We start from the raw sequence: 26,716 nt of genomic DNA, 5'->3' as shown, positions 1-26,716 counted from the left end.
GCTCCGGTTTCCGGTTTATGGACCTGCGTCATGCGGTCCCTTGTGCCGCACTCTGGCACGGGAGACTTGAACATCCAGTTTTGAGATTTGCTTGCATTTTATCCATTGCTGCGGGAAACAAAGGCCCCATATGCTTCGCAAGCATAATCAGAAGGACGCGTTCGATGACCCTCAATCGCCTCACCCCGCAGCCCGCATTCTCCCTTGCCGAAGCCTCCGGTCCCGTGCTCGGTGACCTGCCCGGCTGGAAGCTCTCGGATCTCTACCCGTCGGGCGATTCACCGGAATATAAGGGCGATATCGAGAAAGCGGCGGCAATGGCGACCGCTTTCGAGGATAAGTGGAAGGGCAAGCTTGAGGCAGCCGCAAAGGCCGCTGGCGAAAAAGGCATCGGCGCGGCGCTGAAGGAATATGAGGCGCTGGACGATCTTATCGGCCGTATTGGTTCCTTTGCCGGACTGACCTATTTTTCCGATACATCCAACCCGGCAAACGGCAAGCTATATGGGGATGCCCAGGCGAAGCTGACGGATATTTCCGCACATCTCCTGTTCTTCACGCTTGAACTCAACCGCATCGATGATGCGACGATGGACGCCTGCATGGCGAATGACGCCGCTGCGGGCCACTACCGGCCATGGCTGGTGGATTTGCGCAAGGACAAGCCGCACCAGCTAGACGACCAGCTGGAGCAGCTGTTCCTCGAAAAATCGATGACCAGTGCGGCGTCCTTCAATCGCCTGTTCGACGAAACGATGGCCGATCTACGTTTCGACATTGACGGCGCGAGCCTTCCCCTGGAAGTGACGCTCAACATGCTGCAGGAGCCGGAGCCTGAAACCCGTAGGAAGGCGGCACAAGCGCTGAGCGCCACCTTCAAGGAAAATCTGCGCGTTTTCACCCTCATCACCAACACGCTCGCCAAGGACAAGGATATTTCCGACCGCTGGCGCAAGTTCGAGGATATTGCCGATAGCCGCCATTTGGCCAACCGCGTCGAGCGCGAAGTGGTCGATGCATTGGCCGCCGCCGTAAAGAAAGCCTATCCGCGTCTTTCGCATCGATATTATGCCATGAAGGCGAAGTGGCTCGGCATGGAGCAGATGAATTACTGGGACCGCAACGCGCCACTTCCCGATACCTCGAACACGATCATTCCATGGGATGAAGCGAAGGACACCGTCCTTTCCGCATACGGAAACTTCGCACCTGAGATGGCCGATATCGCCCGCCGTTTCTTTGACGAGGAATGGATCGACGCCCCCGCCCGTCCGGGTAAGGCGCCGGGCGCATTCGCGCATCCGACCGTGCCTTCGGCCCACCCTTACGTGCTCGTCAATTATCTCGGCAAACCGCGCGACGTGATGACGCTCGCCCATGAGCTTGGTCATGGCGTGCATCAGGTGCTGGCCGGTCAGCAGGGCGCCTTGATGTGCGCCACGCCGCTGACGCTTGCCGAAACCGCTTCCGTCTTCGGTGAAATGTTGACCTTCCGCAAGCTGCTCGACGACACGAAGGATGTGAGGGAGCGCAAGGCCATGCTCGCCCGCAAGGTCGAGGACATGATCAACACGGTCGTGCGCCAGATCGCCTTTTACGAATTCGAGCGCAAGCTGCACACCGCCCGCAAGCAGGGGGAACTGACCTCCGAACAGATCGGCGAATTGTGGCTTTCCGTGCAGGCTGAAAGCCTCGGCCCGGCAATCCGCATTTCCGAAGGGTACGAGACATGGTGGACATACATCCCCCATTTCATCCATTCGCCCTTCTACGTGTATGCCTATGCCTTCGGCGATTGCCTGGTAAACTCGCTCTATGCGGTTTACCAGAAGGCCGAGACGGGCTTTCAGGAGAAATATTTCGAACTTCTGAAGGCAGGCGGCACCAAGCACCATTCGGAGCTTCTCAAACCCTTCGGCCTCGATGCGACCGATCCTTCCTTCTGGGACAAGGGGCTTTCGATGATCGAGGGATTGATCGACGAGCTGGAAGCGCTGGACAATAAACAGGCTTAACCTCGTCAGCCGGCAGGGCTATCCTATTTCGGACAAGCTTTGCCGGTTGATAGTGCCGGCGCAGAAACCGACCATGATGACAGGCGACGAGCACAGGCAATGAAACGCAAACCTGCCGATCTGACCTTGAGGGAAACCCTGCGCTGGGAGCCGCAAACCGGCTTTCAGCGCATCGACCAGCATATGCGCCGGCTGCTGCGTTCGGCCGATGCGCTCGGTTTCCGCGCCCCGGCCAATGCCGTTCAGGCGCTGGAAAAGACGGTGGGCGGCGAAAAACCGCTCTGCGTCAGGCTGGTTATGAACTACAAGGGCGAACTCGATATCGAGGCGGCCGATTTCAGTCCCGTACAAACAAATGCGGTCTGGCGCGTTCGTATCGCAACAAAAACCACGCTCGATTCCACGGATACCTTCTATCGCCACAAGTCGTCGCGCCGTGAGCCCTACGATGCCGCCCGCGCCGAGTTTTCAGCCGAGGAAGCGGATGAAGTTCTTCTGCTCAATGAACGCGGCGAATTGTGCGAGGGATCATCGACCAGCGTTTTCGTCGAAATGCCGGATGGGCAGCTGCTGACGCCGCCGCTCGACAGCGGCATCCTGCCGGGCGTGCTGCGCGCCGACCTGATCCGCGAACGCAAGGCGCGCGGACAGGCGCTGAAACCGCAGGACGTCGCCGGGCGGCGGCTGTTCGTCGGCAATTCGCTGCATGGGCTTATTGCGGCTGAGTTGATTTAAACAGTCACCGCCAGAAGCCGGTCGCGGCCTTTTTCCTTGGCCGCATAAAGAGCCTGATCGGCACGCATAAAAACATCATCGGCGCTTTCCGCCATCCGATAGGTCGTCATGCCGGCCGAGCAGCTGTAAGAAAAATCGGGAAAATCGGCCAGAGGTCTTGAAAGCCGCACCCTCTGCAGCAGCCGCTCGACGATTTCCCGGCCCTCCGCCACGGTGCTGCGCGGCAGGACGAGCATGAATTCTTCACCGCCGATCCTGCCGAAAAAATCCACCCGCCGGATGACGGAATGGGCGATGCCGACAAAATCGCGCAGCACCGCATCACCACATTTATGGCCGAAACGATCATTGATCTGCTTGAAAAAATCGATGTCGAGCGTGCAGAGGCAAAAGGGTGCTTCAAGCCCCTTGCCGACCCGTTCCACCTGTAGTGCCAGCTTGGCGAAAACGAAACGGCGGTTCGCCGTTCCCGTCAACTCATCCGTCTGCGAGGCGCGCACCGCCAGGTCCCGGTCCTGCCGCAGCGCCCGGTAACCCTGGCGTAGTTCGGTCACGTCACTGGCAATGCACAGCATCCAGCCATCCTGCTGCACCGTTTCCGTCATCCAGAACCAGCGACCGTCATACATGTCCATCTCGAAGGCGCGGTAGGGCAGCTTGCCGCGCCGGGACTGCGCCGACAGGAGCCAGCCTTCGAAATCCCTATGTCGAACGACAACACCGGTTTGCAGGCGATGGTTCAGCCGCATGATATCCGCCCAGGTCGGAAATTCTTCCGGGGTAATTTGGAAGCTTTCCTGAAATGACGGGTTGGCATGCCGCAGCCGGTCTTCGGAATCATAAAGGGCAATCAAAACGGGGGTGGCACCTTGAAGCGCTGCGACACGCTCGATGAAACTGTCCAACAGGCAATTCTCCTGTGATGGCGAAAACTCCTTGTCGTCCTCCGGCCAAAGCCCCCCAGCACCTGGTCTCAACGCGAAAAGAAGAACTTGATTATAAACGCAGTCTCTAAAATGCGAAGGGGCAGAATGCGCCTGCATGTGTGCTTTCACCCCAACCGTCATATGTCCGTCATCCACCTGCCCTTTATTGTGGCACGCTTTTGTGATCTAGCTTACTTATTGGCTGAAAAAGGAAAATTGACGAATGACGGACGCAAACCATCCGATTTACGGCGATATTGACGGCCCCATCATCATGATCGGCTTCGGCTCCATCGGGCGCGGTACTCTTCCGTTGATCGAACGTCATTTCAATTTCGACAAGACCCGGCTCGTCGTCATCGATCCGCGCGAAGATATCGCCGCGTTTCTGGCCGAGAGGAATATTCTCCACATCCGCACGCATCTGACCAAGGAGAATTACAAGGAAGTTCTGAAGCCGCTGCTCAAGGGCGTTCAGGGCCAGGGCTTCTGCGTCAATCTTTCGGTCGATGCCGCTTCCGTCGATCTGATGCGGCTCTGCCGCAAACACGGCATGCTCTATATCGACACGGTGGTTGAGCCATGGCCGGGCTTTTATTTCGACGCCGATGCCGACAATGCCTCCAGAACCAATTATTCGCTTCGCGAGACCATGCTGAAGGAAAAGGCACGCAAGCCGGGCGGCACGACAGCCGTTTCCACCTGCGGGGCGAACCCCGGCATGGTGTCGTGGTTCGTGAAGCAGGCGCTGATCAATCTCGCCAAAGATACCGGCCTTGATATCGAAGAACCGCAGCCGCATGACCGCGAAGCCTGGGCAAAGCTCATGAAGCAACTCGGCGTCAAGGGCGTGCATGTGGCTGAACGCGATACGCAGCGGGCAAAAGATCCCAAGCCCTTCGGCGCTTTCTGGAACACCTGGTCGGTGGAAGGTTTTATCGCCGAGGGTTTTCAGCCCGCCGAACTCGGCTGGGGCACCCATGAAAACTGGATGCCGAAAAACGCAAAAAAACAGAAGAAGGGCAGCAAGGCGGCGATCTATCTCGACCAACCCGGCGCCAATACACGAGTGCGGACATGGTGTCCGGGACAGGGGCCGCAATATGGCTTTCTGGTCACCCACAATGAAGCAATCTCGATTTCCGACTATTTCACGGTCCGCAATGATGATGGCGACGTGACTTATCGGCCGACCTGTCATTATGCCTATCACCCCTGCAACGACGCCATTCTTTCGCTGCATGAACTTTTCGGCAACGGCGGCATCCCGCAGCCGGTACAGCATGTGCTGGGCGAAGACGAACTGGTCGACGGAGCCGACGAGCTGGGCGTTCTGCTTTATGGCCACGACAAAAATGCCTATTGGTACGGCTCACGGCTGAGCCTGCAGGAGGCGCGTTCGCTCGCCCCCAACCAGAATGCGACCGGACTGCAGGTCAGTTCAGCGGTGCTGGCCGGAATGGTCTGGGCCATCGAAAATCCGCAGGTCGGCATCGTCGAGGCGGATGAAATGGATTATCGCCGATGCCTGGAGGTGCAGCGCCCCTATCTAGGCCCGGTCGAAGGACACTACACCGACTGGACACCGCTTGACGGCCGCCCCGGCCTGTTTCCGGACAATATCGACACCGCCGATCCATGGCAGTTCCGCAATATTCTGGTGCGGTGAGGAAAGCGGCGTCTCATATTTGTCACATCCATGCTTTCATGCGGCAGATGAGGAACCGGCAGGAGCAAACAACGTTGCCTTGAAATAAGGAACGCTTCACGGCATGGTCGAAACACAGAGAGTTTCATCGAATCGCAGGAGAACAGGCTCATGAACTTCAAGACAAGCGCTGCTTTGCTTTGTGCCGCCATCGCGGTGTCTTCATGCGTCGCGCCGGGTCCCTCGCAGCAGACCTCGATGGCGCCTTCGCTTTCCCGCGGCCCGGCCGTGGATGGCCGCTGGATCGACCGCAACGGCATCGTGTCGACCTTCCAGAACGGCGCCTTCTCCACCCGTTCGACCGACACCAACACGCTTCTGGCCTCCGGCACCTATGTGACGATTTCGCCGACGCTTTACGAAATCAACATGACATCGCTGGTGCGCAACACGCAATCGCGCGTCAACTGCGCCCTCGTCTCGCCTTCACAATTAAACTGCACGACAGACAGCAACAGCCAGTTCTCGCTGACCCGCCAAGGCTGATACTTCCAATTTTTCAATGTGATGACCTTTTGAAACGCACGCTTCCAGCGTGCGTTTTTGTTTGTTGCGCACCTGTCATAATTTCGCTTGCGGCAATTGCCGCTAAATGGAAACATCCGGCTTTGAAAGCCTGACATACTTTCAGATTAAAGAATGATCGGAGCACGGGCGGATGAAGATCGGGAAGCCCGGCTTTCGCCTTGAACAGGGGATAGGACCATGAAGAAAATTTTGGGACTGGGCATGCTGAGCGTTTCGGCGATAACGCTTTCAGCCGGAGCAGCTCTGGCCGATTACGAACTCAACATTCTTCACATCAACGATTTTCACTCCCGTATCGAATCGATCAATAAATTCGACTCGACCTGCTCGGCGGAAGAGGAAGGCAAAAACGAATGCTTCGGCGGCGCTGCCCGCCTCCTGACCGCAATCAACCAGACCCGTGACGCGCTGAAGGCTGAAGGGAAGAACGTTCTGCTGCTCAATGCCGGCGACAACTTCCAGGGATCGCTGTTCTACACCACCTACAAGGGCACGGTGGAAGCGGAAGTGCTGAACGCCATGAAGTTCGACGCCATGACCGTCGGCAACCATGAGTTCGACGACAGCGAGGACGGACTTGCCGGCTTCCTCGACAAGGTGCAGTTCCCCGTCGTGACCGCCAATGTGGTGGCCACCGCCGCCTCGAAAATCGGCGACCGCGTCAAGCCCTCCATCGTGCTTGAAGTCGGCGGACAGAAAATCGGCATCGTCGGTGCTGTCGCCAACGACACGGCTGAACTGGCAACGCCCGGCCCTAACATCACCATCGCCGAAGATGTCGCGAAGATCAGCGAACAGGTGCAGAAGCTGAAGCAGGACGGTGTTAACAAGATCATCGCGCTCACCCATGTCGGATATCCGCGCGACCTCGAATTCATCGCGAAAATCCCTGACGTCGACGTCGTGGTCGGCGGCCACACGCATACGCTGCTTTCCAACACCGACCAGAAGGCCGAAGGCCCTTATCCGACCCTCGTTGACAATCCCGGTGGTTACAAGGTTCCGGTCGTTCAGGCCGGGCAATACAGCAAATATCTCGGCGACCTGAAAGTCGTCTTCGACGACAGCGGCGTGGTCAAGGAAAGCAAGGGCGATCCCATCCTGATCGATTCCTCCTTCAAGCCCGACGAAGCCACACTCAAGCGTATCGATGAGCTGAAGGCCCCGATCGAGGCACTGAAAACCAAGGTCGTTGGTTCCTCGGAAGGTCCGATCGAGGGCGACCGCAAGGTTTGCCGCGTCAAGGAATGCTCCATGGGCAATCTGGTAGCGGATGCAACGCTTGCACGCGTCAAGGATCAGGGTGTCACCATCGCTTTCGCCAATAGCGGCGGGCTGCGCTCCTCCATCGATGCCGGCGATGTTTCCATGGGCGAAGTTCTGACGGTTCTGCCGTTCCAGAACACCGTTGCAACCTTCCAGTTGAAGGGCGAGGATATTCGCGCCGCCCTCGAAAACGGCGTCAGCCAGATCGACGACGGTGCGGGCCGCTTCATGCAGGTTTCCGGCATGAAATATTCATTTGACCGGTCGAAGCCGGCTGGCAGCCGCGTCATTTCGGTTGACGTCAAGGAAGGCGAGGCCTTCGTGCCGCTCGACCCGGCCAAGACCTATATCGTTGCGGCCAATAACTATGTGCGCACCGGTGGCGACGGCTTCAAGGTCTTTGCGACCAAAGCGATCAACGCCTATGACTTCGGCCCCAACCTGGAGGAAGCGGTCGCGGCCTATATCAGCGCCAACAGCCCCTACAAGCCCTTTACGGACGGCCGCATCAGCGAAGTGACGCCGGCCGGTTATGTGGCTCCCGCGAAAGAGGCTGCACCGGCCGCGCCTGCGCCAGCTGCCCCGGCGCCAGCGCCAGTGGCCACACCGGCCCCGGCCCCCACAGCGCCTGCGGCAACCGCACCGGCCACCACTGCTCCTGCCGCAGCAGCAGCCGCAGCCAGCAAATATGTTGTCGAAAAGGGCGACTCGCTCTGGAAGATCGCAGCGGAAAAATATGGCAATGGCGCGCTTTGGACCCGAATTGCCAAGGCGAACACGCTGCAGCATCCAAACCATATCGAAATCGGCAAGGAACTTGAACTTCCGGCTCAATAAGCCGGACACCGAAAGACAGGGCAATTTGCCGCAGACCGGAAGCCGGCCCTCACCAATGGGGCCGTCTTCTTATTTTTCCTTAAAAAACAGTCCGTTGCGCGCTACGACTTGCCAAAACGCAGCGTGCCCCTTCATTGAAGGCGCAAATCACACCCGTTGGTGGTTCAATCCTGAAAAAATTCGTCTAGAACACGTGAACAAATCGACGACACGGGCGTATAGCTCGTGCATTTCCGGCAAAAGCCATCAAGGTTTGCGTCCGGTATGCATAAATAGAAGATGGAGCCTCTCCGCCGCTATCCCAAGCGGAAAAGCTCTCATGCAACCAGTCCGAGTTTCAGGTGTCATTCATGGCGACAGAACTATCCGCACTCCCCGTAGACCATCCCCGCATAACGTTCGGCAAGGTTGGCGTTTTGCTCGTTAATCTCGGCACACCTGACGGTACGGACTACTGGCCGATGCGCCGTTATCTGGCGGAATTTCTGAGCGACAAGCGCGTCATCGAGTGGTCGCGACTTTATTGGTATCCGATCCTTTACGGCATCGTTCTCAACAAGCGCCCGCAGAAGGTTGGCAAGGCTTATGAGGAAATCTGGAACCACGAGCGTAACGAAAGCTATCTGCGCACCTTCACCCGCAGCCAGGGCGAGCTGATGGCACGGGCGCTGACGGATCTGCCCAATGTCGTCGTCGACTGGGCGATGCGCTACGGCCAGCCGTCCATCGCCTCGAAAATCGACGCGTTGAAGGAACAGGGTTGCGAAAAAATCCTGCTTTTCCCGCTTTACCCGCAATATGCCGCTTCGACCACGGCAACGGTGAACGACAAGGCATTCGAACATCTGATGAAGCTGCGCTGGCAGCCCGCCATTCGCACGGTGCCGCCTTATCACGACGACCCGGCCTATATCGAGGCGCTAGCAGCTTCCGTCAAAAACCATCTGGCAACGCTGGATTGGGAGCCGGAGATGCTGATCACCTCCTTCCACGGCATTCCGCAATCCTATTTCAAAAAGGGCGATCCCTATTATTGTCATTGCCAGAAAACCGCACGCCTGCTGCGGGAGGCTCTTGGCTGGACTGACAAGAATTTCATGATCACCTTCCAGTCGCGTTTCGGGCCGGAAGAGTGGTTGCAGCCCTATACCGACAAGACCGTGGAAAAGCTGGCATCCGAGGGCATCAAGCGCATCGCCGTCATGAACCCCGGCTTCGTCTCGGATTGTCTTGAGACGCTGGAGGAAATTGCCGGTGAAGCCGGAGAAATCTTCCTGCACAATGGCGGCGAGAAATTCACCCATATTCCGTGTCTGAACGACAGCGCCGAGGGCATGAACGTTCTCGAAAAGGTTGTAAGACAGGAGTTGCAAGGCTGGGTATAATCTTGCCATAACGCTACTGGGGTAAAACCCTGACGGTTCTGATCCTTGGAGGGAAAGTGATGATTGCATTGGGCGGTTTTGACATCGTCGTCATAGCGGCGGTTGTTCTGGTTATTCTGGTGCTGTTTGCCGGCATCAAGACCGTACCGCAGGGGCATCGTTACACGGTTGAACGGTTCGGGCGTTACACCCGCACGCTCGAACCCGGCCTGAACCTCATCGTGCCGTTCTTCGAAAGCATTGGTTCGAAGATGAATGTTATGGAGCAGGTGCTCCATATTCCGACCCAGGAAGTCATCACCCGCGACAATGCCAGCGTCTCTGCTGATGCCGTCACTTTTTATCAGGTGCTCAATGCTGCACAGGCCGCTTACCAGATCTCCAATCTGGAAATGGCGATCGAAAACCTGACAATGACCAATATCCGTTCGGTAATGGGCTCGATGGACCTCGATGAGTTGCTGTCGAACCGCGATGCCATCAACGATCGCCTTCTGCGCGTGGTGGATGAGGCGGTGGGACCATGGGGCATCAAGGTCACCCGCATCGAGATCAAGGACATCGCGCCCCCGAAGGATCTCGTTGATTCCATGGCGCGGCAGATGAAGGCCGAGCGCGAAAAGCGCGCGCAGGTGCTGGAGGCTGAAGGCTCCCGCAACGCCCAGATTCTGCGCGCCGAAGGCGCAAAACAATCCGCCATTCTGGAAGCCGAAGGCCAGCGCGAGGCAGCATTCCGGGACGCCGAAGCCCGTGAGCGTCTCGCGGAAGCCGAAGCCAATGCCACCCGGATGGTGTCGGAAGCCATCGCCGCCGGCAATGTCCACGCTATCAACTATTTCGTTGCCCAGAAATACACCGAGGCGCTGGCAGAAATCGGCACGGCGAAGAATTCCAAGATCGTGCTGATGCCGATGGAAGCCTCGGCGCTGATTGGCTCGCTCGGCGGCATCGGCACGATTGCGAAAGAGGTTTTTGGCGATAGGGGCGATGCGCCGTCCGCCCCGGCTCCGGCCCGCTCCGTACCTCCGACGCGGCCTTCCCCCTTCGGTTCTTCATCGGAGAAGTGACGATGCTGCAACGGCTTGCCACTGAGCTGGGACCATGGAGCTGGTGGATCGTCGGCTTTGTGCTGCTGGCGGCCGAGCTCGTCGCTCCGGGCGTTTTCCTGATCTGGATCGGGCTTGCCGCGCTTGTCATTGGAGCGCTTTCGCTGCTTTTATGGGATGCGGCATATTGGGCCTGGCAATTGCAGCTGGTGCTGTTTGCCGCGCTCTCCATCGTCTTTGCCCTGCTCGGCCGGAAATATTTCGGCAGGAACCGGGCCGCCACCGATGAACCGTTCCTCAATCAGCGCGAGGCAAGCCTTGTCGGCCGCACAGCGACGCTGCAGGAACCAATTGTCGAAGGACGCGGCCGGATAAGACTGGACGACACATGGTGGCCAGTAAATGGCGAAGACCTTCCAGCCGGAACCCGTGTCAGGATCGCATCAGCACGCGGCCGCACGCTGACGATCGAACCGATAGACCAATAGCAGAACCGAGCGGGCCTCAGGCCACGCCGATTCGCAACAGATCGTGGAAATGCACCAGGCCGATCGGCAGGTTGTCATCATCCACCACGATCAGCGCGCCGATATGGAATTTTTCCAGTGTCGCCAGCGCGCTGGTCGCCAGCACCGACTTTTTGACCGTCTTCGGGTTGCGGGTCATGATATCGTCCACCGTCAATTCGGCGAGATTGCGCGACAGGTTACGGGCCAGATCACCCTCGGTGACAATGCCGCAAAGACGTCCATCCTCATCCAGAATGCCGACACAGCCGAAATGTTTGCGGGAAAGAACGCCAACCGCTTCCGGCATGGCTGTTCCCTTGGCCACCAGCGGCACACGGTCGCCGGTATGCATGATATCGCTGACCAGTGTCAGACTGGCGCCCAGTTTGCCGCCGGGATGAAACACCCGGAAATCACCGGCAGTGAAATTGCGGGCTTCCAGAAGTGCCACGGCAAGAGCATCACCCAGCGCCAGCTGCATCAAGGTGGAGGTGGTGGGTGCCAGACCAAGCGGACAGGCTTCCTGTTCATTGGGAACCAGCAGCACGATATCGGAGGCCTTCGCCAGCGATGAAGCCTCGGAACAGGTGAGTGCGATCAACGGAATGGAGAAGCGGCGCGAATAGTTGATGATGCTACGCAGTTCCGCACTTTCACCACCCTTGGAGATCGCCAGAACCACATCGTCACCGCCGATCATGCCCAGATCGCCATGATTGGCCTCGGCCGCATGCACAAAAAACGCCGGTGTGCCGGTGGAGGCGAAGGTGGCTGCAAGCTTTGCGCCGATATGGCCGCTTTTGCCGACCCCGGTGATGATGAGACGGCCATTCGACTGACCGATTGTTTCAATGGCTTTGCAGAAAGGCTCGGAAAGACCGTTTGTGAGAGCGGTCTCAAGGGCGGCAAGACCAGCCCGCTCCATCGAAATCGTCCGCACAGCGGATGAGATGGCATTGTCTTCGACCAGTTTGACGGCGCGCGTAATCATGGCCGACTGTTACTCTTTCACCTGAAAGAAGTCCACTCTTCAGCCAGCCAGTGCTGCTTTTTAGTGCCGCAGGTCCGGCGGAGAGATTTCCTCCATCGTTCCCAGCCGCTTGAAAGGGATGTTTTCTTCATCGACGAGATATCTCCCGACTGTCCTTACCCATGATACCGAACCGTCGTCCCGGCGCACGGCATATTCCTGATTGTAAAAGCTTGCCGCTTTCAGGGTGATCAACGCGGTCTCGATCACACGATTTCGGTGATCCAGATGCACTTTTTCGAGCATCTGAAAAATGCTGATGCCCTGCATCGCCTGTCTCAACGGAATTCCAAAGAGTTCCGCACAGACCTCATCCAGATAGAATCGGTCGTTGGTAATATCCCAGCAATAAAAACCGACCTGCTTGATGTTCAAAACGGGATTCATGAAACGACGCTGTCACATAAAATAAAAATCAATAGAATTTACCAAGCAATAGAAAGACCTTTACCCCTAAATCATAGGGCGATTCCGTGCGAAATTGAAACGTTTAAATCTTATCATATTAGAAATATTTTGCACTGCGGCACGTTTTTCCAGTTCTCCGGTTGGCAGCATTCTGAATACAAGCAGTTAGCGCGAGGCCCGCCGATTTTCACGTGCTTGCCAAAACTCTGAAATCTCATCGATCTTTATCAACTGTTAACCATAAAAAACCTATTGTTAAAGTGATGTTAAAACTTGCGTCGCCTGTCTGGTCCCTGGTTTGTCCACGTCATTTCATCGGCCTCTCATTCATTTGGCCCGGGGAAGTGTTTTGGCAAATTATCGATCGGGCATCGGCCAAATTCGCCGGGTGAAGAGGAATGAATGTGAAGGGCGCCGCCACACGTCTGCAGACGTCGCGGAAAGCAGCAACCCTGTTGCTTGCCTGCACGCTTCTTTGCTCCACCACGGCAAGCCTTTTCGCACAAACTGCCGTCACAGCCACACCCTTATTGCCCGGCGTTCCTCCCGCCGGTGACGGAACAACTTCGGCCACCCCAGCGACGAGCGATGGAGCAGCGACAGATGCGCGGCAGACTGCACCTGCGGCAGCGCCTGCGCCACAGCAGCTCTGGCGTCCCTCGAACAATCCCGGCGACCCGATTTACGAACAGCAGGACGATGCGGGCCAACCCTATGCCGAGGCTGAAAACCCCTATGAGCCGACGGTGGATGGCGGTGAAAATCCGCAGATCGCGGCTGAGCCTGGCCAGACCCCGGGCATCCGGATCGGCACATTCCTGCTGCGTCCCGCGATCAGCCAGACCATCAACACGGAAAAACAGACGAACACCGGCGGTCCCTCCAGACGCAACTATCTGACAACAGGCATCCGCGGTACGCTTACCAGCGACTGGTCTCGCCACGCACTGACCGTGACGGGCGACGGCGCCTGGGAGAGAAACTTCGGCGGCGACAAGGATGGCGAAGAGCCCCGGGCGCGGATAGAGGCCGATCTGCGCCTTGATCTCGGCGAAGAGACGAAGGCCAATCTCAAGGCCGGTTACGAATTCAGCCGCGAAGACACAACAGACCCCAATGCTCTGACCGGCGCTGCCGTGCAGGGTGGTGAACACCGTTTTACGACCGGCGCTTCGATAGAGCGGGACTTCGGCAAACTGCGTGGGCTTGCGGCGCTCGATCTCTCCCGCACGGTCTATACGGATGCGAAAGGCCTTGATGGCAGGCCGATCAGCCTCAGCGACCGCGACCAGAACGGCGTGAACCTGCGCGGGCGCATTGGTTACGAATTGTCGCCGGCGCTGATCCCGTTCCTGGAACTGAACGCGGGAAAGACCAAATATGACAGCCGTCTGGACAATTCCGGTTACGCCCGCTCCTCCAACTCCTATGGCGCGAAGATCGGAACCGAGGTCGATCTCGGCGAAAAGACCCGTGGCGAGGCCGCGATCGGTTATCTGCGCAAGCAATATGACGATGACCGTCTCGCCGCCATCGGCGCTTTGACGCTGGACGGCGAACTCAACTGGTCGCCGCAGCGCGGCACGAATGTCAATCTCGGCCTGCGCACGACGATTGAGGATTTTGCCGGCGGTCCGCAGGGCGGCTGGATTTCCTATCGGCTGGATGCCGGGCTTACCCACGAATTACGCAACAATCTGGTCGCACGTTTGACGGGACAGATCGTGCACCGCACATTCCCCTCCTCCGACACCGAGAATGCCGTGGAATATACGGCAGGCGCCGGCCTGACGTGGGGGCTGAACCGCTATCTCGACCTGACCGCCGACGTCAGCTACCAGTGGACACCGGTCTATGACAGCAACGAATTCCGCGTCGGTGCAGGACTTGTCCTGAAGCGATGATCGCCAAACAAAAATCCCGGCGCGAAGGCCGGGATTTTATTGCGTTCTGGTCGGTTACTTCAATCCGTCGATCAAGGCCTTGATCGGCTCTTCGATCGCCGGACGAATATCACCACGTTCAAGAGCGAATGCAACGTTGGCCAGGATGAAGCCGTCCTTGGCGCCGCAATCGAAAGTCTGGCCGCGGAAATGATAGCCGGCGAACTCCTGCGACTGGGCAAGCGTCAACATGCCGTCCGTCAGCTGGATTTCATTGCCTGCACCCCGTTCCTGATTTTCGAGAATATCGAAAATTTCCGGCTGAAGAATATAACGACCGTTGATGTAGAAATTCGATGGCGCCGTACCCTTGGCAGGCTTTTCCACCATTTCAGTGATCTTGAAACCTTCGCCCACGGCATCACCCACACCAACGATACCGTATTTGTGGGTCTGGTCGGGAGCGCATTCCTGCACCGCGATCACATTGCCGGCGGTCTGGTCGTAAAGTTCGACCATGCCTTTCAGGCAGCTTTTCTGTGAATGCATGATCATGTCTGGCAAAAGCACGGCGAAAGGCTCGTCGCCGACGATATCACGGGCGCACCAGACCGCATGGCCAAGACCGAGCGGCACCTGCTGGCGCGTGAAGCTTGCCGTGCCCGCCTTGGGCAGAAGGCCGGCCAGCAATGTCAGCTCGGCATTCTTGTTGCGCTCACGCAGCATCTGTTCAAGTTCAAATTGAATATCAAAATAATCTTCGATCACCGCCTTGCCGCGGCCGGTGACAAATACGAAATGCTCGATGCCCGCTTCCGCCGCCTCATCGACGACGTATTGAATGACCGGCTTGTCAACGACAGTGAGCATTTCTTTCGGAACCGCTTTGGTTGCGGGCAGGAAACGGGTACCGAGACCTGCGACTGGAAATACGGCCTTCCGAATTTTTTTCTGTTCTACCACATATCCCTCCTGAGAGATAAAACTTGATCACAATCCCCGCACGCTGTTGTTATTTCAAAAATAACAACGTTTTGTAAAGGGTGACGCTACCATCTATTAATGGTAAAGAATTTGTTGACGTTCTTTTGTTATCCATGACGACGCCCGATGCGTTTTCGCAATCGAAATGACATTCGAGAGAACGAAAGACTGACGATGACAAAGATGATCCTTTCAGATGTCCGCAAATTCGGCTGCATGATGGTTGCAGGCCTGGTGATTTCTCTGGCACCCGTTTCGGCCCATGCCGATGCCGGATTCAGACAGTGGATCAACCAGTTCTATGCAACAGCCGCGAAAGAAGGCATCAGCAAGGCAACCTATCAGAAGGCCTTCGCCGGCGTCAGCGAACCGGATCCGGATGCGCTGCGCAAGGCAACCTTTCAGCCGGAATTCACCAGCCAGGTCTGGGATTATCTCGATTCCCGCGTCAACCCCTATACGGTGCGGATTGGCCGCGAGATGAAGATGAAGCATGCGACGACCCTCAACTGGATCGAGCGCAACTTCAATGTCGACAAGCACGTCATTCTCGCCATCTGGTCGATGGAATCGAATTACGGCGCGGTTCTCGAAAAGCCGGAGCGGCTGCACAATATTCCGCAGGCACTGGCGACGCTTGCCTATTCCGATCCCAAACGCGGCAAGTTTGCGCGCACGCAATTGATCGCCGCCCTCAAAATCCTTCAGGCGGGCGATGTCACGCCGAAGCAGCTGACGGGCTCGTGGGCGGGCGCGATGGGCCACACCCAGTTCATTCCGACCAGCTACCTGCTTTATGCGGTGGATGCCGACGGCAACGGCAAGCGCGACATCTGGCATTCGGTTCCCGATGCGCTGGCGACGGCCGCCAATCTGCTTTCCAAGAACGGCTGGGAACCCGGCCGGACCTGGGGTTATGAAACCGCCGTACCGCGCGGCGGCGCGCGTTACGAAGGCCAGACGAAGACGATTTCGGAATGGACAAAGCTCGGCTTTGCCCGCCCGAACGGCAAGAACTTCACCCGCGGTTCTGATCGCGCCATGCTGAAATTGCAGGGTGGAGCAAACGGTCCTGGCTTCCTGATGATGAAGAACTTCTTCACCATCAAGAAATATAACGCGTCGGACAGCTATGCGCTGGCCGTCGGCCTGCTCGCGGATGAAATCGCCGGTTATGGCGGCATGCAGCAGAAATGGCCGCGCCCGGATGGCACGCTCGACATTCGCGAAAAATTCGAACTCCAGACCCGCATGAAGGAACTCGGTTATTATGATGGCGAGATCGATGGTAATTTCGGCTCCGGTTCGAAAGCCGCCATCAGCGCCATCCAGTCGCGTATGGGCATGGAAAATGACGGCCAGCCGTCGCAGAGATTGCTGAGAGCCCTGCGCAATTGATAATATGCCGGCGAATTCGGCGGAGGTTCACCACCGCCGAAGCATCCGGAAAGGTCGATGTTATGAATAGGAAACCTGCGGTGAATAGCGGAAAGACCGGATGGCGCATCTGCGCCATCATTCTTTCTGCTGCCCTTTGCGTGCCGCTCGTTCCATCCCAGACCTTTGCCCAGGAACAGCGGCGCACCCTGTTTGAAATGCTGTTCGGCAGGCCGGTTGGTCGCGATGGCGGATCCGGGCGTGAATACCAGCCCCGCAACCGGCGGGATTTCCCCTCTGCCCCGCGCGAAAGATCGGTTACTCGCCCTCAACCCGCCCGAAAGGCACCTTCGGTGGTTCAAATGCGAACCGCAAAGCCGGAGCCAGCCGCCAAGCTTGAAAACGCAAGGCGCGTTCTGGTTATCGGTGACTTCCTGGCCGGTGGCATGGGGGAAGAGCTGGTCAATGCCTTTGCCAGTTCACCGGCAATTGCCGTCGATGTGCGTGCGAATGGTTCTTCCGGTCTCGTCCGCACGGATTATTACGACTGGTTTTCCAACCTGCCGCAATTCATAAGCGAGACCAATCCGGCCACCATCGTCATCATGATGGGCTCGAACGATCGTCAGCAAATGCAGATCGGCGATATCAGGGAAAAATTCGGCACCGATGTCTGGTTCAAGGAATATGAACGGCGGATCGATGAACTTCTGACCCTTGCCGGCCGCCCGAAAGTGCCGCTGCTCTGGGTTGGCCTGCCCGCCTTCCAGTCCCCCTCGCTCACAGCAGATCTCGTCGGCTTCAACCGGCTCTACCGCAACCATGTCGAAAAATATGGCGGCGAATTCGTGGATGTGTGGGACGGCTTCGTCGATGAGGGCGGAAAATTCGTCATCACCGGATATGATATGAACGGCCAGCAGGCCCGTCTGCGCGAGGCTGATGGCATCGGTATGACGCAGGCCGGCAAGCGCAAGCTCGCCTTCTACGTCGAGAAATTCGTGCGCCGGCACCTCGACAGCGCTGGCCCTGATCTCGTGAAACTGGACGGCAGTAATCTTCCAGCACTCACCTCGCTGCCGGCGCTTGGCATCGATGCGGGGCAGGTGCGCACGCAGCCGATCAGCCTCACCGATCCCAATCTCGATGGCGGCGACAAGCTGCTGGGCGATGGGCCTTTGACAGCCGGGCCGACACGCGTCTCGGTGGTGGAATCGCCGCGTGAACGGCTGACAAAGCGTGGCGAAATGGCCGATGCGCCGGCGGGCCGCATCGATGACTATCGGGTCGTCCCGGAGAATGTGCAAGCCCGACAATAGGCGCTTCTGCACCGGCATTACAAACGCAAGCGGGCGTAATGTTTAGGCAATGCGAAAATGGCAAGATAACTGAAGTTCTACAGAGATGCGGGCTGTAGCCGCATTTTGTATGGCGATATTTCTTCGTTACCACCAAAAAGCTGTCATTTTTACTTCATGCACGGCCCGCGGGAGCCGCGTCAAGATTTTGCCGAGACCAATTCATGCGCCTGCTGCTAGTTGAAGACGAACGCGAAATGGCAGCAGCCCTGTCCGCCGCGCTCCACCGGTTCGATATCATCGTGGATAATGTCGGCACGCTGGATCTTGCCCGTCATGCCATCATGGATGGTGTCCACGATCTTGTCGTGCTCGACCGGCAATTGCCCGATGGAGACGGTATCCAGCTTATAGAGGATCTACGCCTCTTGCCCGTCACCCCGCCGGTGATCGTATTGACGGCGCAGGGTGCGCTTGCCGACCGCGTGAAGGGCCTGAACCTCGGTGCGGATGACTATCTGGCCAAGCCCTTCGCCGTCGAAGAGCTTCTCGCCCGCATCCGCGCCCTGATGCGACGACCCGCCAGCGCCGTGACGATGACGGCGAAGCTGGGTAAGCTGGAGTTTTGCTTCGAAACCCGTGAAGTCCGCATTGCGGGCGAGTTTCTTGCCCTGACCAGGCGGGAACTGCTCATCCTTGAAGCGCTGTTGCGGCGACAGGGCCGAACGGTGCTGCGTTCGCTGCTCGAGGAAGCCGTCTATAATTTCGATGATGAAATCCAGTCTAACGCCCTCGATTCCCACATTTCCCGTTTGCGCCGCAAATTGCTGGCCGCCGATGCGGGGGTGGAGGTCCATGGCATTCGCGGCGTCGGTTATCTTTTGAGGGCGACATCATGAAACCGGCCAAGAGGAAATCGCTCAAACGCCGCCTGACCATTCAATTGCTGCTGTTCCAGATCGGCAGCCTCTTCATCGTCAGCGCCGGCTTCGTCGCCTATCTGTCCACCGGCGGCGGGGGCAGTGCACTGCTCAGCCCACAGGCAGCCCAGATTACCGCCAATGCGCTGGTGCGGGACAAGGATGGCCGGCTGGTCCTCAAGGAAACGAGTGAATTCGTGCAGTTGCGCAGCAACACACCCGATTTCTGGTTCGTCGCCGTCAGCGAAACAGGGGAGATCGTGCAGGGCGGGCAAGTGCCAGAAGCATTCAGCAACATGGATCAGCAGCTGAGCGACGTTAAGCTCTCCGATATACGCGATGCGGCATTGTCCTATTCCTATCTCGCCGTCGTACGTATCGCCGTCGTTCGCCGCGTTTCCGGGCCGGTGGGCGAATTTGCCATGATCGGCAAAGGCGGACCGTTCAGCATGACCTTCCCCGTGCTGCTGTTTTCCAACATATTGATCATGCCGATCCTCATTCTCATGTCGATTGTAACGATCGTGACCATTCCCTGGATCATCCGCAGGGAATTTCTCGCCCTCTCCGCCATTGCACGCACAGCGGAGACCATCGACATCGACAAACGCGGATATCGATTGCCGGATGGCGATATTCCAAGAGAAGTGCAGCCACTGGTGCATGCCGTCAACGGCGCGCTGAAACGGCTGGACGATGGTTACGAGCGGCACAAGCGCTTCATTCTTGACGCGGCCCATGAATTGCGAACCCCCGTCGCCATTCTCCAGACCCGTGTCGAAACGCTGCTGGACGGCCCATCCCGGAGCAGGATATTGGCCGATGCCAGCCGCATCGCCGTGCTGGCCGAACAATTGCTCGATCTGCAGCGCCTGGGCGGACAGAAAGCGCCGCTTATTCCGCTCGATCTTGTCAGCCTCTGCAGGTCGGTTGTAGCTGACATGGCACCGCTTGCCATCTCCCAGGGGTATGAGCTTTCCTTCGAGCCGGAAGAAGAACCGATCCTTGCTTTGGCCGATGACGCCTCATTGCAACGCGCCCTTATGAATATCGTGCAAAACGCCATCGAACATGGCGGCAATCGCGGAACAATCACCATAAAGGTCGCCGCCAACCGCGTTATCGACATATGCGACGAAGGCAGCGGGATTCCAGAAGAGGACAGGGAGCTGGTGTTTGATGCATTTCACCGCTTGAGGCCGAAAGATCGCGGCACCGGGCTTGGTCTCAACCTCGTTCAGGAAATCATCCGTTACCACGGCGGAGAAATCACCATCAGTGATTCATCGACCGGGGGTGCCTGTTTCCGTATCAGCCTCCCCTATTGCTGACACACCGTTTTTCGTAAAAAAGCTGCTTTTTGAAAAACTCGTAATGCCGGTGTAATTCACAGGCACGATATTTTGCCCGTCCCCATGAATGCGACACCCCAATCGCATTTTTGGTCGTCCAGTCGAACGAAAGGCCTGTTGTGTTTCTCACAACAGGCCTTTTGTTTTTCTTTGTGCGGCTTACGCCCGCATCGATCCGCTCAACGTGGCAATAGGCTTGCACCCATCAAGGCTTCATCGATCGCACGTGCCGCCTGACGGCCTTCGCGGATCGCCCAGACCACCAGCGACTGGCCACGGCGAACGTCACCCGCCGCCCAAAGCTTATCGACGGAGGTTTTATAGTCAGTCTCATTGGCGATCACATTGGTGGAACCGCGACGGTCGGTGTTGAGCGCCAGCTTGCCGTTCATTTCCTTCAGCACGCTGTCAGTGAAGGGACCGGAGAAGCCGATGGCGATGAAAGCGAGATCAGCCTTGATGATGAATTCCGTTCCGGCAATCGGCTTGCGACGATCATCCACCTGACAGCACTTCACGCCGGTCAACACGCCGTCTTCACCGACGAACTCAAGCGTCGCCACCTGGAACTCGCGAATGGCACCTTCGGCCTGCGAAGAAGAGGTGCGCATCTTGGTTGCCCAGAAGGGCCAGACAGCCAGCTTGTCTTCCTTTTCCGGCGGCATGGGACGAATGTCGAGCTGCGTGACTTTCACCGCGCCCTGACGGAAAGCGGTGCCAACGCAGTCAGACGCCGTATCACCGCCGCCGACAACGACAACATGCTTGCCGCCGGCGAGGATCGGATCGGCCGGCCAGCCGACGCTGTCGATGTTCTCACGGCCAACACGACGGTTCTGCTGCACGAGATAGGGCATGGCGTCGTAGACACCATGCAGATCTGCACCGCCGATGCCGGCAGGGCGTGGGGTTTCCGAACCGCCGCAATAAAGCACCGCATCGTGATCAGCCAGGAGCGCCTCGACGGTTACATCGACGCCGACATTAACGCCGTAATGGAAGGTGACGCCTTCACCCTTGATCTGCTCGACGCGGCGGTCGATGAAGTTTTTCTCCATCTTGAAATCCGGAATGCCGTAACGCAGCAGGCCACCGGCCTTCGATTCACGCTCATAAACATGAACCTCGTGACCGGCGCGGCCAAGCTGCTGCGCAGCCGCCATGCCGGAAGGGCCGGAGCCGATGATGGCAACCTTCTTGCCGGTATGAATGGTCGCCGGCTTCGGTACGATGAAACCCAGCTCATAGGCCTTGTCGGCAATCGCCTGCTCGACGGTCTTGATCGCGACCGGCGCATCCTCGAGGTTCAGCGTGCAGGCTTCCTCGCAAGGCGCGGGACAGACGCGACCGGTAAACTCCGGGAAGTTGTTGGTGGAATGGAGGTTGCGGATCGCCTCTTCCCAATTGTTGTTATAGACCAGATCGTTCCAGTCGGGGATCTGGTTGTGCACGGGACAGCCCGTCGGGCCATGACAATAGGGAATGCCGCAGTCCATGCAGCGTGCCGACTGCTTTTGCACTTCGGCATCCGACATCGGAATGGTGAATTCGCGGAAATGGCGGATACGGTCCGATGCGGGCTGATACTTGCCCACCTGCCGGTCGATTTCCAGAAAACCTGTTACCTTGCCCACGTTTATGTCCTCACATCAAAGCGGAGCGCCTGTCGGGCCCCAGTACCAGTAGGCGAAACCGAAAGCCGCCCCCAATACGATGAACTCAAATCCGATCTCGCCGCTCGTCCAGTAGGTCGCCGTGGGAACGGCGACCGCTGTTATCAGCGAGATCAGTTGGTGTAGTATCTTCACGCGGCGGATTACTCCGCCGCCACGCCCATGCGCATACGTTCCATTTCCTCAAGTGCGCGGCGGTATTCGACCGGCATGACCTTGCGGAACTTCGGACGGAACTCGCTCCAGCGGTCGAGTATATCCTTGGCACGCGACGAGTTCGTGTAGTGGAAGTGGTTGGAGATCAGCTGGTAGAGGCGCTCCTCATCGTGGCGCGTCATGTCTTCGGAAACGTCCACGCGTCCCTTGTGCATGAGGTCGCCGCCGTGATGGTGCAGCTTCTCCAGCATGTCGTCCTCTTCCGGAACCGGCTCCAGCTCGACCATCGCCATGTTGCAGCGGGTGGCGAAATCGCCCGTCTCATCGAGAACATAGGCCACGCCGCCGGACATGCCGGCCGCGAAGTTGCGGCCCGTCTCACCGAGAACGACGACGATGCCGCCGGTCATATATTCGCAGCCGTGGTCGCCCACACCTTCGACAACCGCAACAGCGCCGGAGTTACGCACCGCGAAACGCTCACCCGCGACACCGCGGAAATAGCACTCGCCGGTGATCGCACCGTAAAGCACGGTGTTGCCGACAATGATCGAGTTTTCAGCGACGATGCGGGTGTTTTCCGGCGGGCGCACGATGATGCGGCCACCCGACAGACCCTTGCCGACATAGTCGTTGCCATCACCCACCAGATCGAAGGTGATGCCGCGTGCCAGGAACGCACCGAAGGACTGGCCGGCCGTGCCGCGCAGCGTCACGTGGATCGTATCGTCCTTCAGGCCCTTGTGGCCCCAGCGCTTGGCAAGCGCTCCCGACAGCATCGCGCCGGCGGAGCGGTCGACGTTCTTGATAGGCACTTCGAAAACCACGGGCTCGCGGTTTTCGAGCGACGGCAGCGACTTCTCGATCAGCTTGCGGTCGAGAATGTCGTCGATCGGGTGCTTCTGGCGCTCAGTCCAGAAGGTTGCCTCCTTGGGAGCCTCGACCTTGTGGAAGATGCGGCTGAAATCCAGCCCCTTGGCCTTCCAGTGAGCCAGCATCTCATCCTTCTCAAGCAGTTCGGAAGCGCCGATGATTTCGTCCAGCCTGGTAACGCCAAGCGAGGCAAGGATTTCGCGCACTTCTTCAGCTACGAAGAAGAAATAGTTGATGACGTGTTCCGGCGTGCCCTTGAAACGCTTGCGCAGAACCGGGTCCTGCGTCGCGACGCCCACCGGGCAGGTGTTGAGGTGGCACTTGCGCATCATGATGCAGCCCGCTGCAATCAGCGGCGCTGTGGCAAAGCCGAATTCGTCCGCACCGAGCAGAGCGCCGATGATGACGTCGCGGCCGGTCTTTAGACCACCATCCACCTGCAGCGCAACGCGTGAGCGAAGGCCGTTCAGCACCAGCGTCTGCTGGGTTTCGGCAAGGCCGATTTCCCAAGGGCTGCCTGCATGCTTGAGCGAGGTGAGCGGCGAAGCGCCTGTACCGCCATCAAAACCGGAAACGGTGATGTGGTCGGCGCGGGCCTTGGCAACGCCGGCCGCAACCGTACCGACGCCGACTTCCGACACCAGCTTCACTGAAACATCGGCTTCCGGGTTGACGTTCTTCAGGTCGTAGATCAGCTGCGCCAGATCTTCGATGGAATAGATATCATGATGCGGAGGTGGCGAAATGAGGCCGACGCCCGGCGTGGAGTGACGGGTCTTGGCAACGGTTGCATCCACCTTGTGGCCGGGTAGCTGTCCGCCTTCGCCGGGCTTTGCACCCTGCGCCACCTTGATCTGCAACATATCGGCATTGACGAGATATTCCGTCGTCACACCAAAGCGGCCCGACGCAATCTGCTTGATGGCCGAGCGTTCCGGGTTCGGTTTGCCGTTGAGCAACGGCAGGTAGCGGTCGGATTCCTCGCCGCCTTCGCCGGTATTGGACTTGCCACCGATGCGGTTCATGGCAACGGCCAGCGTCGCATGCGCCTCACGGCTGATGGAGCCGAAGGACATGGCGCCGGTAGAGAATCTCTTGACGATATCGGCTGCCGGTTCGACGTCATCGATGGAGACCGGCTTGCGGCCGAGCGCTTCCGCTGACTTGACGTTGAACAGGCCGCGAATGGTGTTCATGCGCAGCGCCGTGTCATTCACCATGCCGGCGAATTCGCGGTAGCGATCCTGGCTGTTGCCGCGCACGGCATGTTGCAGCGAAGCGACGGCATCCGGCGTCCAGGCGTGGCTCTCGCCACGCATGCGATAGGCGTATTCGCCGCCGATATCGAGCGTATTGGCAAGGATCGGATCCTTGCCGAAAGCCGCGGTATGGCGCGTTACGGTTTCTTCGGCGATTTCCGTCAGGCCCACACCTTCGATGGAGGTGGCGGTGCCGAAAAAATATTGCTCGACGAATTGCGAAGACAGGCCGACGGCGTCGAAGATCTGCGCACCGCAATAGGACTGGTAGGTGGAAATGCCCATCTTGGACATGACCTTGAGAATGCCCTTACCAACCGCCTTGATGTAGCGATAAACGACTTCGTCGTCGGACACTTCCTTCGGGAAGGCGCCGTGCTTGTGCATGTCGAGCAGCGTATCGAAGGCGAGATAGGGGTTGATCGCTTCGGCACCATAACCGGCCAGCAGACAGAAATGGTGGATTTCTCGCGGTTCGCCGGTTTCCACGACGAGGCCGACCGAGGTGCGCAGACCCTTACGGATCAGGTGATGGTGCACGGCAGCCGTTGCCAGCAGCGCGGGGATCGCGATGCGATCAGGGCCGAGCTGACGGTCGGAAAGCACGATGATGTTGTAACCGCCGCGTACGGCGGATTCCGCCCGCTCGCACAGGCGGTCCAGCATATCAGGCATGCCTTCCGCGCCACGTTCCACATCATAAGTGAAGTCGAGCGTCTTGGTGTCGAAGCGGTCTTCTGTGTGGCCGATGGAGCGGATTTTTTCCAGATCGCCATTGGTCAGGATCGGCTGGCGCACTTCCAGACGCTTGGCGCGGGCCGCACCTTCGTGATCGAGAATGTTGGGGCGCGGACCGATGAAGGAGACGAGGCTCATGACGAGCTCTTCACGGATCGGGTCGATCGGCGGGTTCGTCACCTGCGCGAAGTTCTGCTTGAAATAGGTGTAGAGCAGCTTCGACTTGTCCGACATGGCCGAAATCGGCGTATCCGTGCCCATCGAGCCGATGGCTTCCTGACCGGTCGTCGCCATCGGCGACATCAGCAGCTTCGTATCTTCGCTGGTGTAGCCGAAGGCCTGCTGGCGGTCGAGCAGCGACACGTCGCGGCGCAGCGCGCGGGGTTCGACCGGCTTCAGCTCTTCAAGGATAAGCTGCGTGCGGTCGAGCCAGGTGCGATAGGGGTGCTTGGCGGCAAGTTCATGCTTCACCTCCTCGTCGGAAATGATCGAACCCTTTTCCATGTCGATCAGCAGCATCTTGCCGGGCTGCAGACGCCACTTCTTGACGATGCGCTCTTCCGGCACCGGCAACGTGCCGGCTTCAGACGCCATGATGATGCGGTCGTCGTCGGTGACGAGATAACGTGCCGGGCGCAGGCCGTTGCGATCAAGCGTCGCGCCGATCTGCTTGCCATCGGTGAAGGCAACGGCGGCCGGGCCATCCCACGGCTCCATCAGTGCTGCGTGATATTCGTAGAATGCCTTGCGTTCAGCCGACATGGACTGGTTACCGGACCAGGCTTCCGGGATCAGCATCATCACGGCATGGGCCATGGAGTAACCGCCGCGCACGAGGAATTCCAGCGCGTTGTCGAAGCAGGCGGTGTCCGACTGGCCTTCATAGGAGATCGGCCAGAGCTTGGAGATATCGTCGCCGAACAGCGCCGACGAGACGGATGCCTGACGCGCCGCCATCCAGTTGACGTTGCCGCGCAGCGTGTTGATCTCACCGTTATGGGCGACCATGCGGTAGGGGTGCGCAAGCTTCCACGACGGGAAGGTGTTGGTGGAGAAACGCTGGTGCACGAGGGCGACGGCGGATTCAAAACGCGGATCGGCCAGATCCTTGTAATAAGCACCCACCTGATAAGCGAGGAACATGCCCTTATAAACGATGGTGGAGGAGGAGAGCGACACGGGATAGAAATCCTGCGTCTCCTTGCCGCCGCCCTCGTCATAGATGCGGTTGGACAGCACCTTGCGGATCAGGAACAGCTTGCGCTCGAAATCGGCATTGGTCGCGGCATCGCGCCCGGCACCGATGAAGACCTGAACATGGTGCGGTTCTGTCCCGGCAATATCCGGGGCCTTGGACAGCGAGGAATTGTCAACCGGCACATCACGAAAGCCGAGGAACTGCTGCCCTTCTTCGCCGATTACGTCGACGATAACTTTCTTGTAGTGCTCGATGCGCGACGGATCGCGCGGCATGAAAATGTGGCCGACGGCATATTCGCCAGCCTTGGGCAGCGTCACGCCCTGGCCCGCCATTTCCTCGCGGAAGAAACGGTCGGGGATCTGCACGAGAATGCCGGCACCATCGCCCATCAGCGGATCGGCACCGACAGCGCCGCGATGCGTCAGGTTTTCGAGGATGAACAGGCCGTCCTTGACGATCTGGTGCGACTTCTGACCCTTCATATGGGCAACAAAGCCAACGCCGCAGGCGTCATGTTCATTGGCAGGATCATAAAGACCCTGCTTTTCCGGCAGGCCGCCCGCGAAACGCGCCTTCGCAGAAACGGGTGCGGCCACGGCCGCGGTGGGA

At 58.4% G+C, this 26,716-nt stretch carries 19 protein-coding genes and 1 pseudogene; 13 read left to right on the top strand and 7 right to left on the bottom strand.

The features are described from left to right. Window positions 1-164: 164 nt before the first annotated feature. On the top strand, window positions 165-2,015 hold the full coding sequence (locus AKG12_RS15075; protein ID WP_052819437.1) for a M3 family oligoendopeptidase: 1,851 nt from the start codon (window positions 165-167) through the stop codon (window positions 2,013-2,015). A 99-nt stretch (window positions 2,016-2,114) separates the two neighbouring features. Next, window positions 2,115-2,750, top strand: coding sequence for an aminotransferase class IV family protein (locus AKG12_RS15070; protein WP_052819436.1), 636 nt, complete (start codon window positions 2,115-2,117; stop codon window positions 2,748-2,750). Here the strand turns inward: AKG12_RS15070 and AKG12_RS15065 are convergent. Next, on the bottom strand, window positions 2,747-3,655 hold the full coding sequence (locus tag AKG12_RS15065; protein WP_052819435.1) for a sensor domain-containing diguanylate cyclase: 909 nt from the start codon (window positions 3,653-3,655) through the stop codon (window positions 2,747-2,749). The two genes, AKG12_RS15070 and AKG12_RS15065, sit on opposite strands and share 4 nt — an antisense overlap. A gap of 244 nt (window positions 3,656-3,899) precedes the next feature. Between AKG12_RS15065 and AKG12_RS15060 the strand changes: the two genes are divergently transcribed. The 6 genes from AKG12_RS15060 (at window position 3,900) to AKG12_RS15035 (ending at window position 10,934) form a co-directional block, all read left to right on the top strand. Then, a complete protein-coding gene (locus tag AKG12_RS15060; RefSeq protein WP_052819434.1) occupies window positions 3,900-5,345 on the top strand; it encodes a homospermidine synthase in 1,446 nt (481 codons plus the stop codon). Between the two features lie 150 nt (window positions 5,346-5,495). After that, window positions 5,496-5,870, top strand: a complete 375-nt coding sequence (gene omp10, locus AKG12_RS15055; RefSeq protein ID WP_046799940.1) for an outer membrane lipoprotein Omp10 — start codon at window positions 5,496-5,498, stop codon at window positions 5,868-5,870. Between the two features lie 219 nt (window positions 5,871-6,089). Continuing rightward, the gene (locus tag AKG12_RS15050) at window positions 6,090-8,015 is read left to right on the top strand and encodes a 5'-nucleotidase C-terminal domain-containing protein (protein ID WP_052819433.1); all 1,926 of its coding nucleotides are present in this window, start codon (window positions 6,090-6,092) and stop codon (window positions 8,013-8,015) included. Window positions 8,016-8,365: 350 nt separating this feature from the next. After that, entirely contained in the window at window positions 8,366-9,400 is a 1,035-nt protein-coding gene (gene hemH / locus AKG12_RS15045) for a ferrochelatase (protein ID WP_052819681.1), read from the top strand. A 59-nt stretch (window positions 9,401-9,459) separates the two neighbouring features. Further along, window positions 9,460-10,467 carry an SPFH domain-containing protein gene (locus tag AKG12_RS15040; RefSeq protein ID WP_046799942.1) on the top strand — a complete coding sequence of 336 codons (1,008 nt, stop codon included), beginning with the start codon at window positions 9,460-9,462 and terminating at the stop codon, window positions 10,465-10,467. Window positions 10,468-10,469: 2 nt separating this feature from the next. Beyond that, window positions 10,470-10,934, top strand: coding sequence for an NfeD family protein (locus AKG12_RS15035; protein ID WP_052819432.1), 465 nt, complete (start codon window positions 10,470-10,472; stop codon window positions 10,932-10,934). Between the two features lie 16 nt (window positions 10,935-10,950). Here the strand turns inward: AKG12_RS15035 and AKG12_RS15030 are convergent, their stop codons facing one another. Together AKG12_RS15030 and AKG12_RS15025 are read right to left on the bottom strand one after the other, a co-directional pair. Continuing rightward, window positions 10,951-11,946, bottom strand: coding sequence for a KpsF/GutQ family sugar-phosphate isomerase (locus tag AKG12_RS15030; protein WP_052819431.1), 996 nt, complete (start codon window positions 11,944-11,946; stop codon window positions 10,951-10,953). 60 nt (window positions 11,947-12,006) lie between these two features. Continuing rightward, window positions 12,007-12,372: a PAS domain-containing protein gene (locus AKG12_RS15025; protein WP_046799945.1), complete on the bottom strand. Its 366-nt coding sequence runs from the start codon at window positions 12,370-12,372 to the stop codon at window positions 12,007-12,009. Window positions 12,373-12,791: 419 nt separating this feature from the next. Here AKG12_RS15025 and uppP point away from each other — a divergent pair, with 419 nt between their 5' ends. Continuing rightward, a complete protein-coding gene (gene uppP, locus AKG12_RS15020) occupies window positions 12,792-14,297 on the top strand; it encodes a polysaccharide biosynthesis protein UppP (RefSeq protein WP_052819430.1) in 1,506 nt (501 codons plus the stop codon). Window positions 14,298-14,351: 54 nt separating this feature from the next. Here the strand turns inward: uppP and galU are convergent, their stop codons facing one another. Further along, entirely contained in the window at window positions 14,352-15,239 is an 888-nt protein-coding gene (galU, locus tag AKG12_RS15015) for a UTP--glucose-1-phosphate uridylyltransferase GalU (RefSeq protein WP_046799947.1), read from the bottom strand. A gap of 195 nt (window positions 15,240-15,434) precedes the next feature. Here galU and AKG12_RS15010 point away from each other — a divergent pair, with 195 nt between their 5' ends. From AKG12_RS15010 to AKG12_RS14995, 4 genes are all read left to right on the top strand, one after another. After that, window positions 15,435-16,658, top strand: coding sequence for a lytic murein transglycosylase (locus tag AKG12_RS15010; RefSeq protein ID WP_052819429.1), 1,224 nt, complete (start codon window positions 15,435-15,437; stop codon window positions 16,656-16,658). 62 nt (window positions 16,659-16,720) lie between these two features. Further along, entirely contained in the window at window positions 16,721-17,956 is a 1,236-nt protein-coding gene (locus AKG12_RS15005) for an SGNH/GDSL hydrolase family protein (protein WP_052819428.1), read from the top strand. Window positions 17,957-18,159: 203 nt separating this feature from the next. Further along, window positions 18,160-18,834: a response regulator transcription factor gene (locus tag AKG12_RS15000; RefSeq protein WP_046799950.1), complete on the top strand. Its 675-nt coding sequence runs from the start codon at window positions 18,160-18,162 to the stop codon at window positions 18,832-18,834. After that, window positions 18,831-20,186 (top strand): sensor histidine kinase, encoded by a 1,356-nt coding sequence (locus AKG12_RS14995; protein WP_052819427.1) that lies wholly within the window; start codon window positions 18,831-18,833, stop codon window positions 20,184-20,186. The genes AKG12_RS15000 and AKG12_RS14995 overlap by 4 nt, the downstream gene beginning before the upstream one ends. 200 nt (window positions 20,187-20,386) lie before the next feature. Here AKG12_RS14995 and AKG12_RS14990 read toward each other — a convergent pair whose 3' ends face one another. The 3 genes and pseudogenes from AKG12_RS14990 to gltB all read right to left on the bottom strand — a co-directional run. After that, complete coding sequence (locus AKG12_RS14990; protein WP_046799952.1) at window positions 20,387-21,841, bottom strand: glutamate synthase subunit beta; 1,455 nt, start codon at window positions 21,839-21,841, stop codon at window positions 20,387-20,389. A gap of 15 nt (window positions 21,842-21,856) precedes the next feature. Next, window positions 21,857-22,015, bottom strand: a complete 159-nt coding sequence (locus tag AKG12_RS30260; protein WP_156316059.1) for a hypothetical protein — start codon at window positions 22,013-22,015, stop codon at window positions 21,857-21,859. An 8-nt stretch (window positions 22,016-22,023) separates the two neighbouring features. Beyond that, window positions 22,024-26,670 (bottom strand): annotated as a pseudogene (gene gltB, locus AKG12_RS14985) (glutamate synthase large subunit); the annotation flags it as partial. Between the last annotated feature and the right edge of the window lie 46 nt (window positions 26,671-26,716).

The organism is Agrobacterium sp. SUL3 (assembly GCF_001263295.1).
Taxonomy (GTDB): domain Bacteria; phylum Pseudomonadota; class Alphaproteobacteria; order Rhizobiales; family Rhizobiaceae; genus Agrobacterium; species Agrobacterium tomkonis.
Note: the sequence above shows the minus strand (reverse complement) of the source record. Positions and strands in the feature narration are given on the sequence as shown.

Bases quoted from the DNA above. Each gene is read 5' to 3' on its own strand.
- AKG12_RS15075 (WP_052819437.1), top strand. From the start codon at position 165: ATGACCCTCAATCGCCTCACCCCGCAGCCCGCATTCTCCCTTGCCGAA.
- AKG12_RS15070 (WP_052819436.1), top strand. From the start codon at position 2,115: ATGAAACGCAAACCTGCCGATCTGACCTTGAGGGAAACCCTGCGCTGG.
- AKG12_RS15060 (WP_052819434.1), top strand. From the start codon at position 3,900: ATGACGGACGCAAACCATCCGATTTACGGCGATATTGACGGCCCCATC.
- omp10 (WP_046799940.1), top strand. From the start codon at position 5,496: ATGAACTTCAAGACAAGCGCTGCTTTGCTTTGTGCCGCCATCGCGGTG.
- AKG12_RS15050 (WP_052819433.1), top strand. From the start codon at position 6,090: ATGAAGAAAATTTTGGGACTGGGCATGCTGAGCGTTTCGGCGATAACG.
- hemH (WP_052819681.1), top strand. From the start codon at position 8,366: ATGGCGACAGAACTATCCGCACTCCCCGTAGACCATCCCCGCATAACG.
- AKG12_RS15040 (WP_046799942.1), top strand. From the start codon at position 9,460: ATGATTGCATTGGGCGGTTTTGACATCGTCGTCATAGCGGCGGTTGTT.
- AKG12_RS15035 (WP_052819432.1), top strand. From the start codon at position 10,470: ATGCTGCAACGGCTTGCCACTGAGCTGGGACCATGGAGCTGGTGGATC.
- AKG12_RS15030 (WP_052819431.1), bottom strand. From the start codon at position 11,946: ATGATTACGCGCGCCGTCAAACTGGTCGAAGACAATGCCATCTCATCC.
- AKG12_RS15025 (WP_046799945.1), bottom strand. From the start codon at position 12,372: ATGAATCCCGTTTTGAACATCAAGCAGGTCGGTTTTTATTGCTGGGAT.
- uppP (WP_052819430.1), top strand. From the start codon at position 12,792: ATGAATGTGAAGGGCGCCGCCACACGTCTGCAGACGTCGCGGAAAGCA.
- AKG12_RS15010 (WP_052819429.1), top strand. From the start codon at position 15,435: ATGACAAAGATGATCCTTTCAGATGTCCGCAAATTCGGCTGCATGATG.
- AKG12_RS15005 (WP_052819428.1), top strand. From the start codon at position 16,721: ATGAATAGGAAACCTGCGGTGAATAGCGGAAAGACCGGATGGCGCATC.
- AKG12_RS15000 (WP_046799950.1), top strand. From the start codon at position 18,160: ATGCGCCTGCTGCTAGTTGAAGACGAACGCGAAATGGCAGCAGCCCTG.
- AKG12_RS14995 (WP_052819427.1), top strand. From the start codon at position 18,831: ATGAAACCGGCCAAGAGGAAATCGCTCAAACGCCGCCTGACCATTCAA.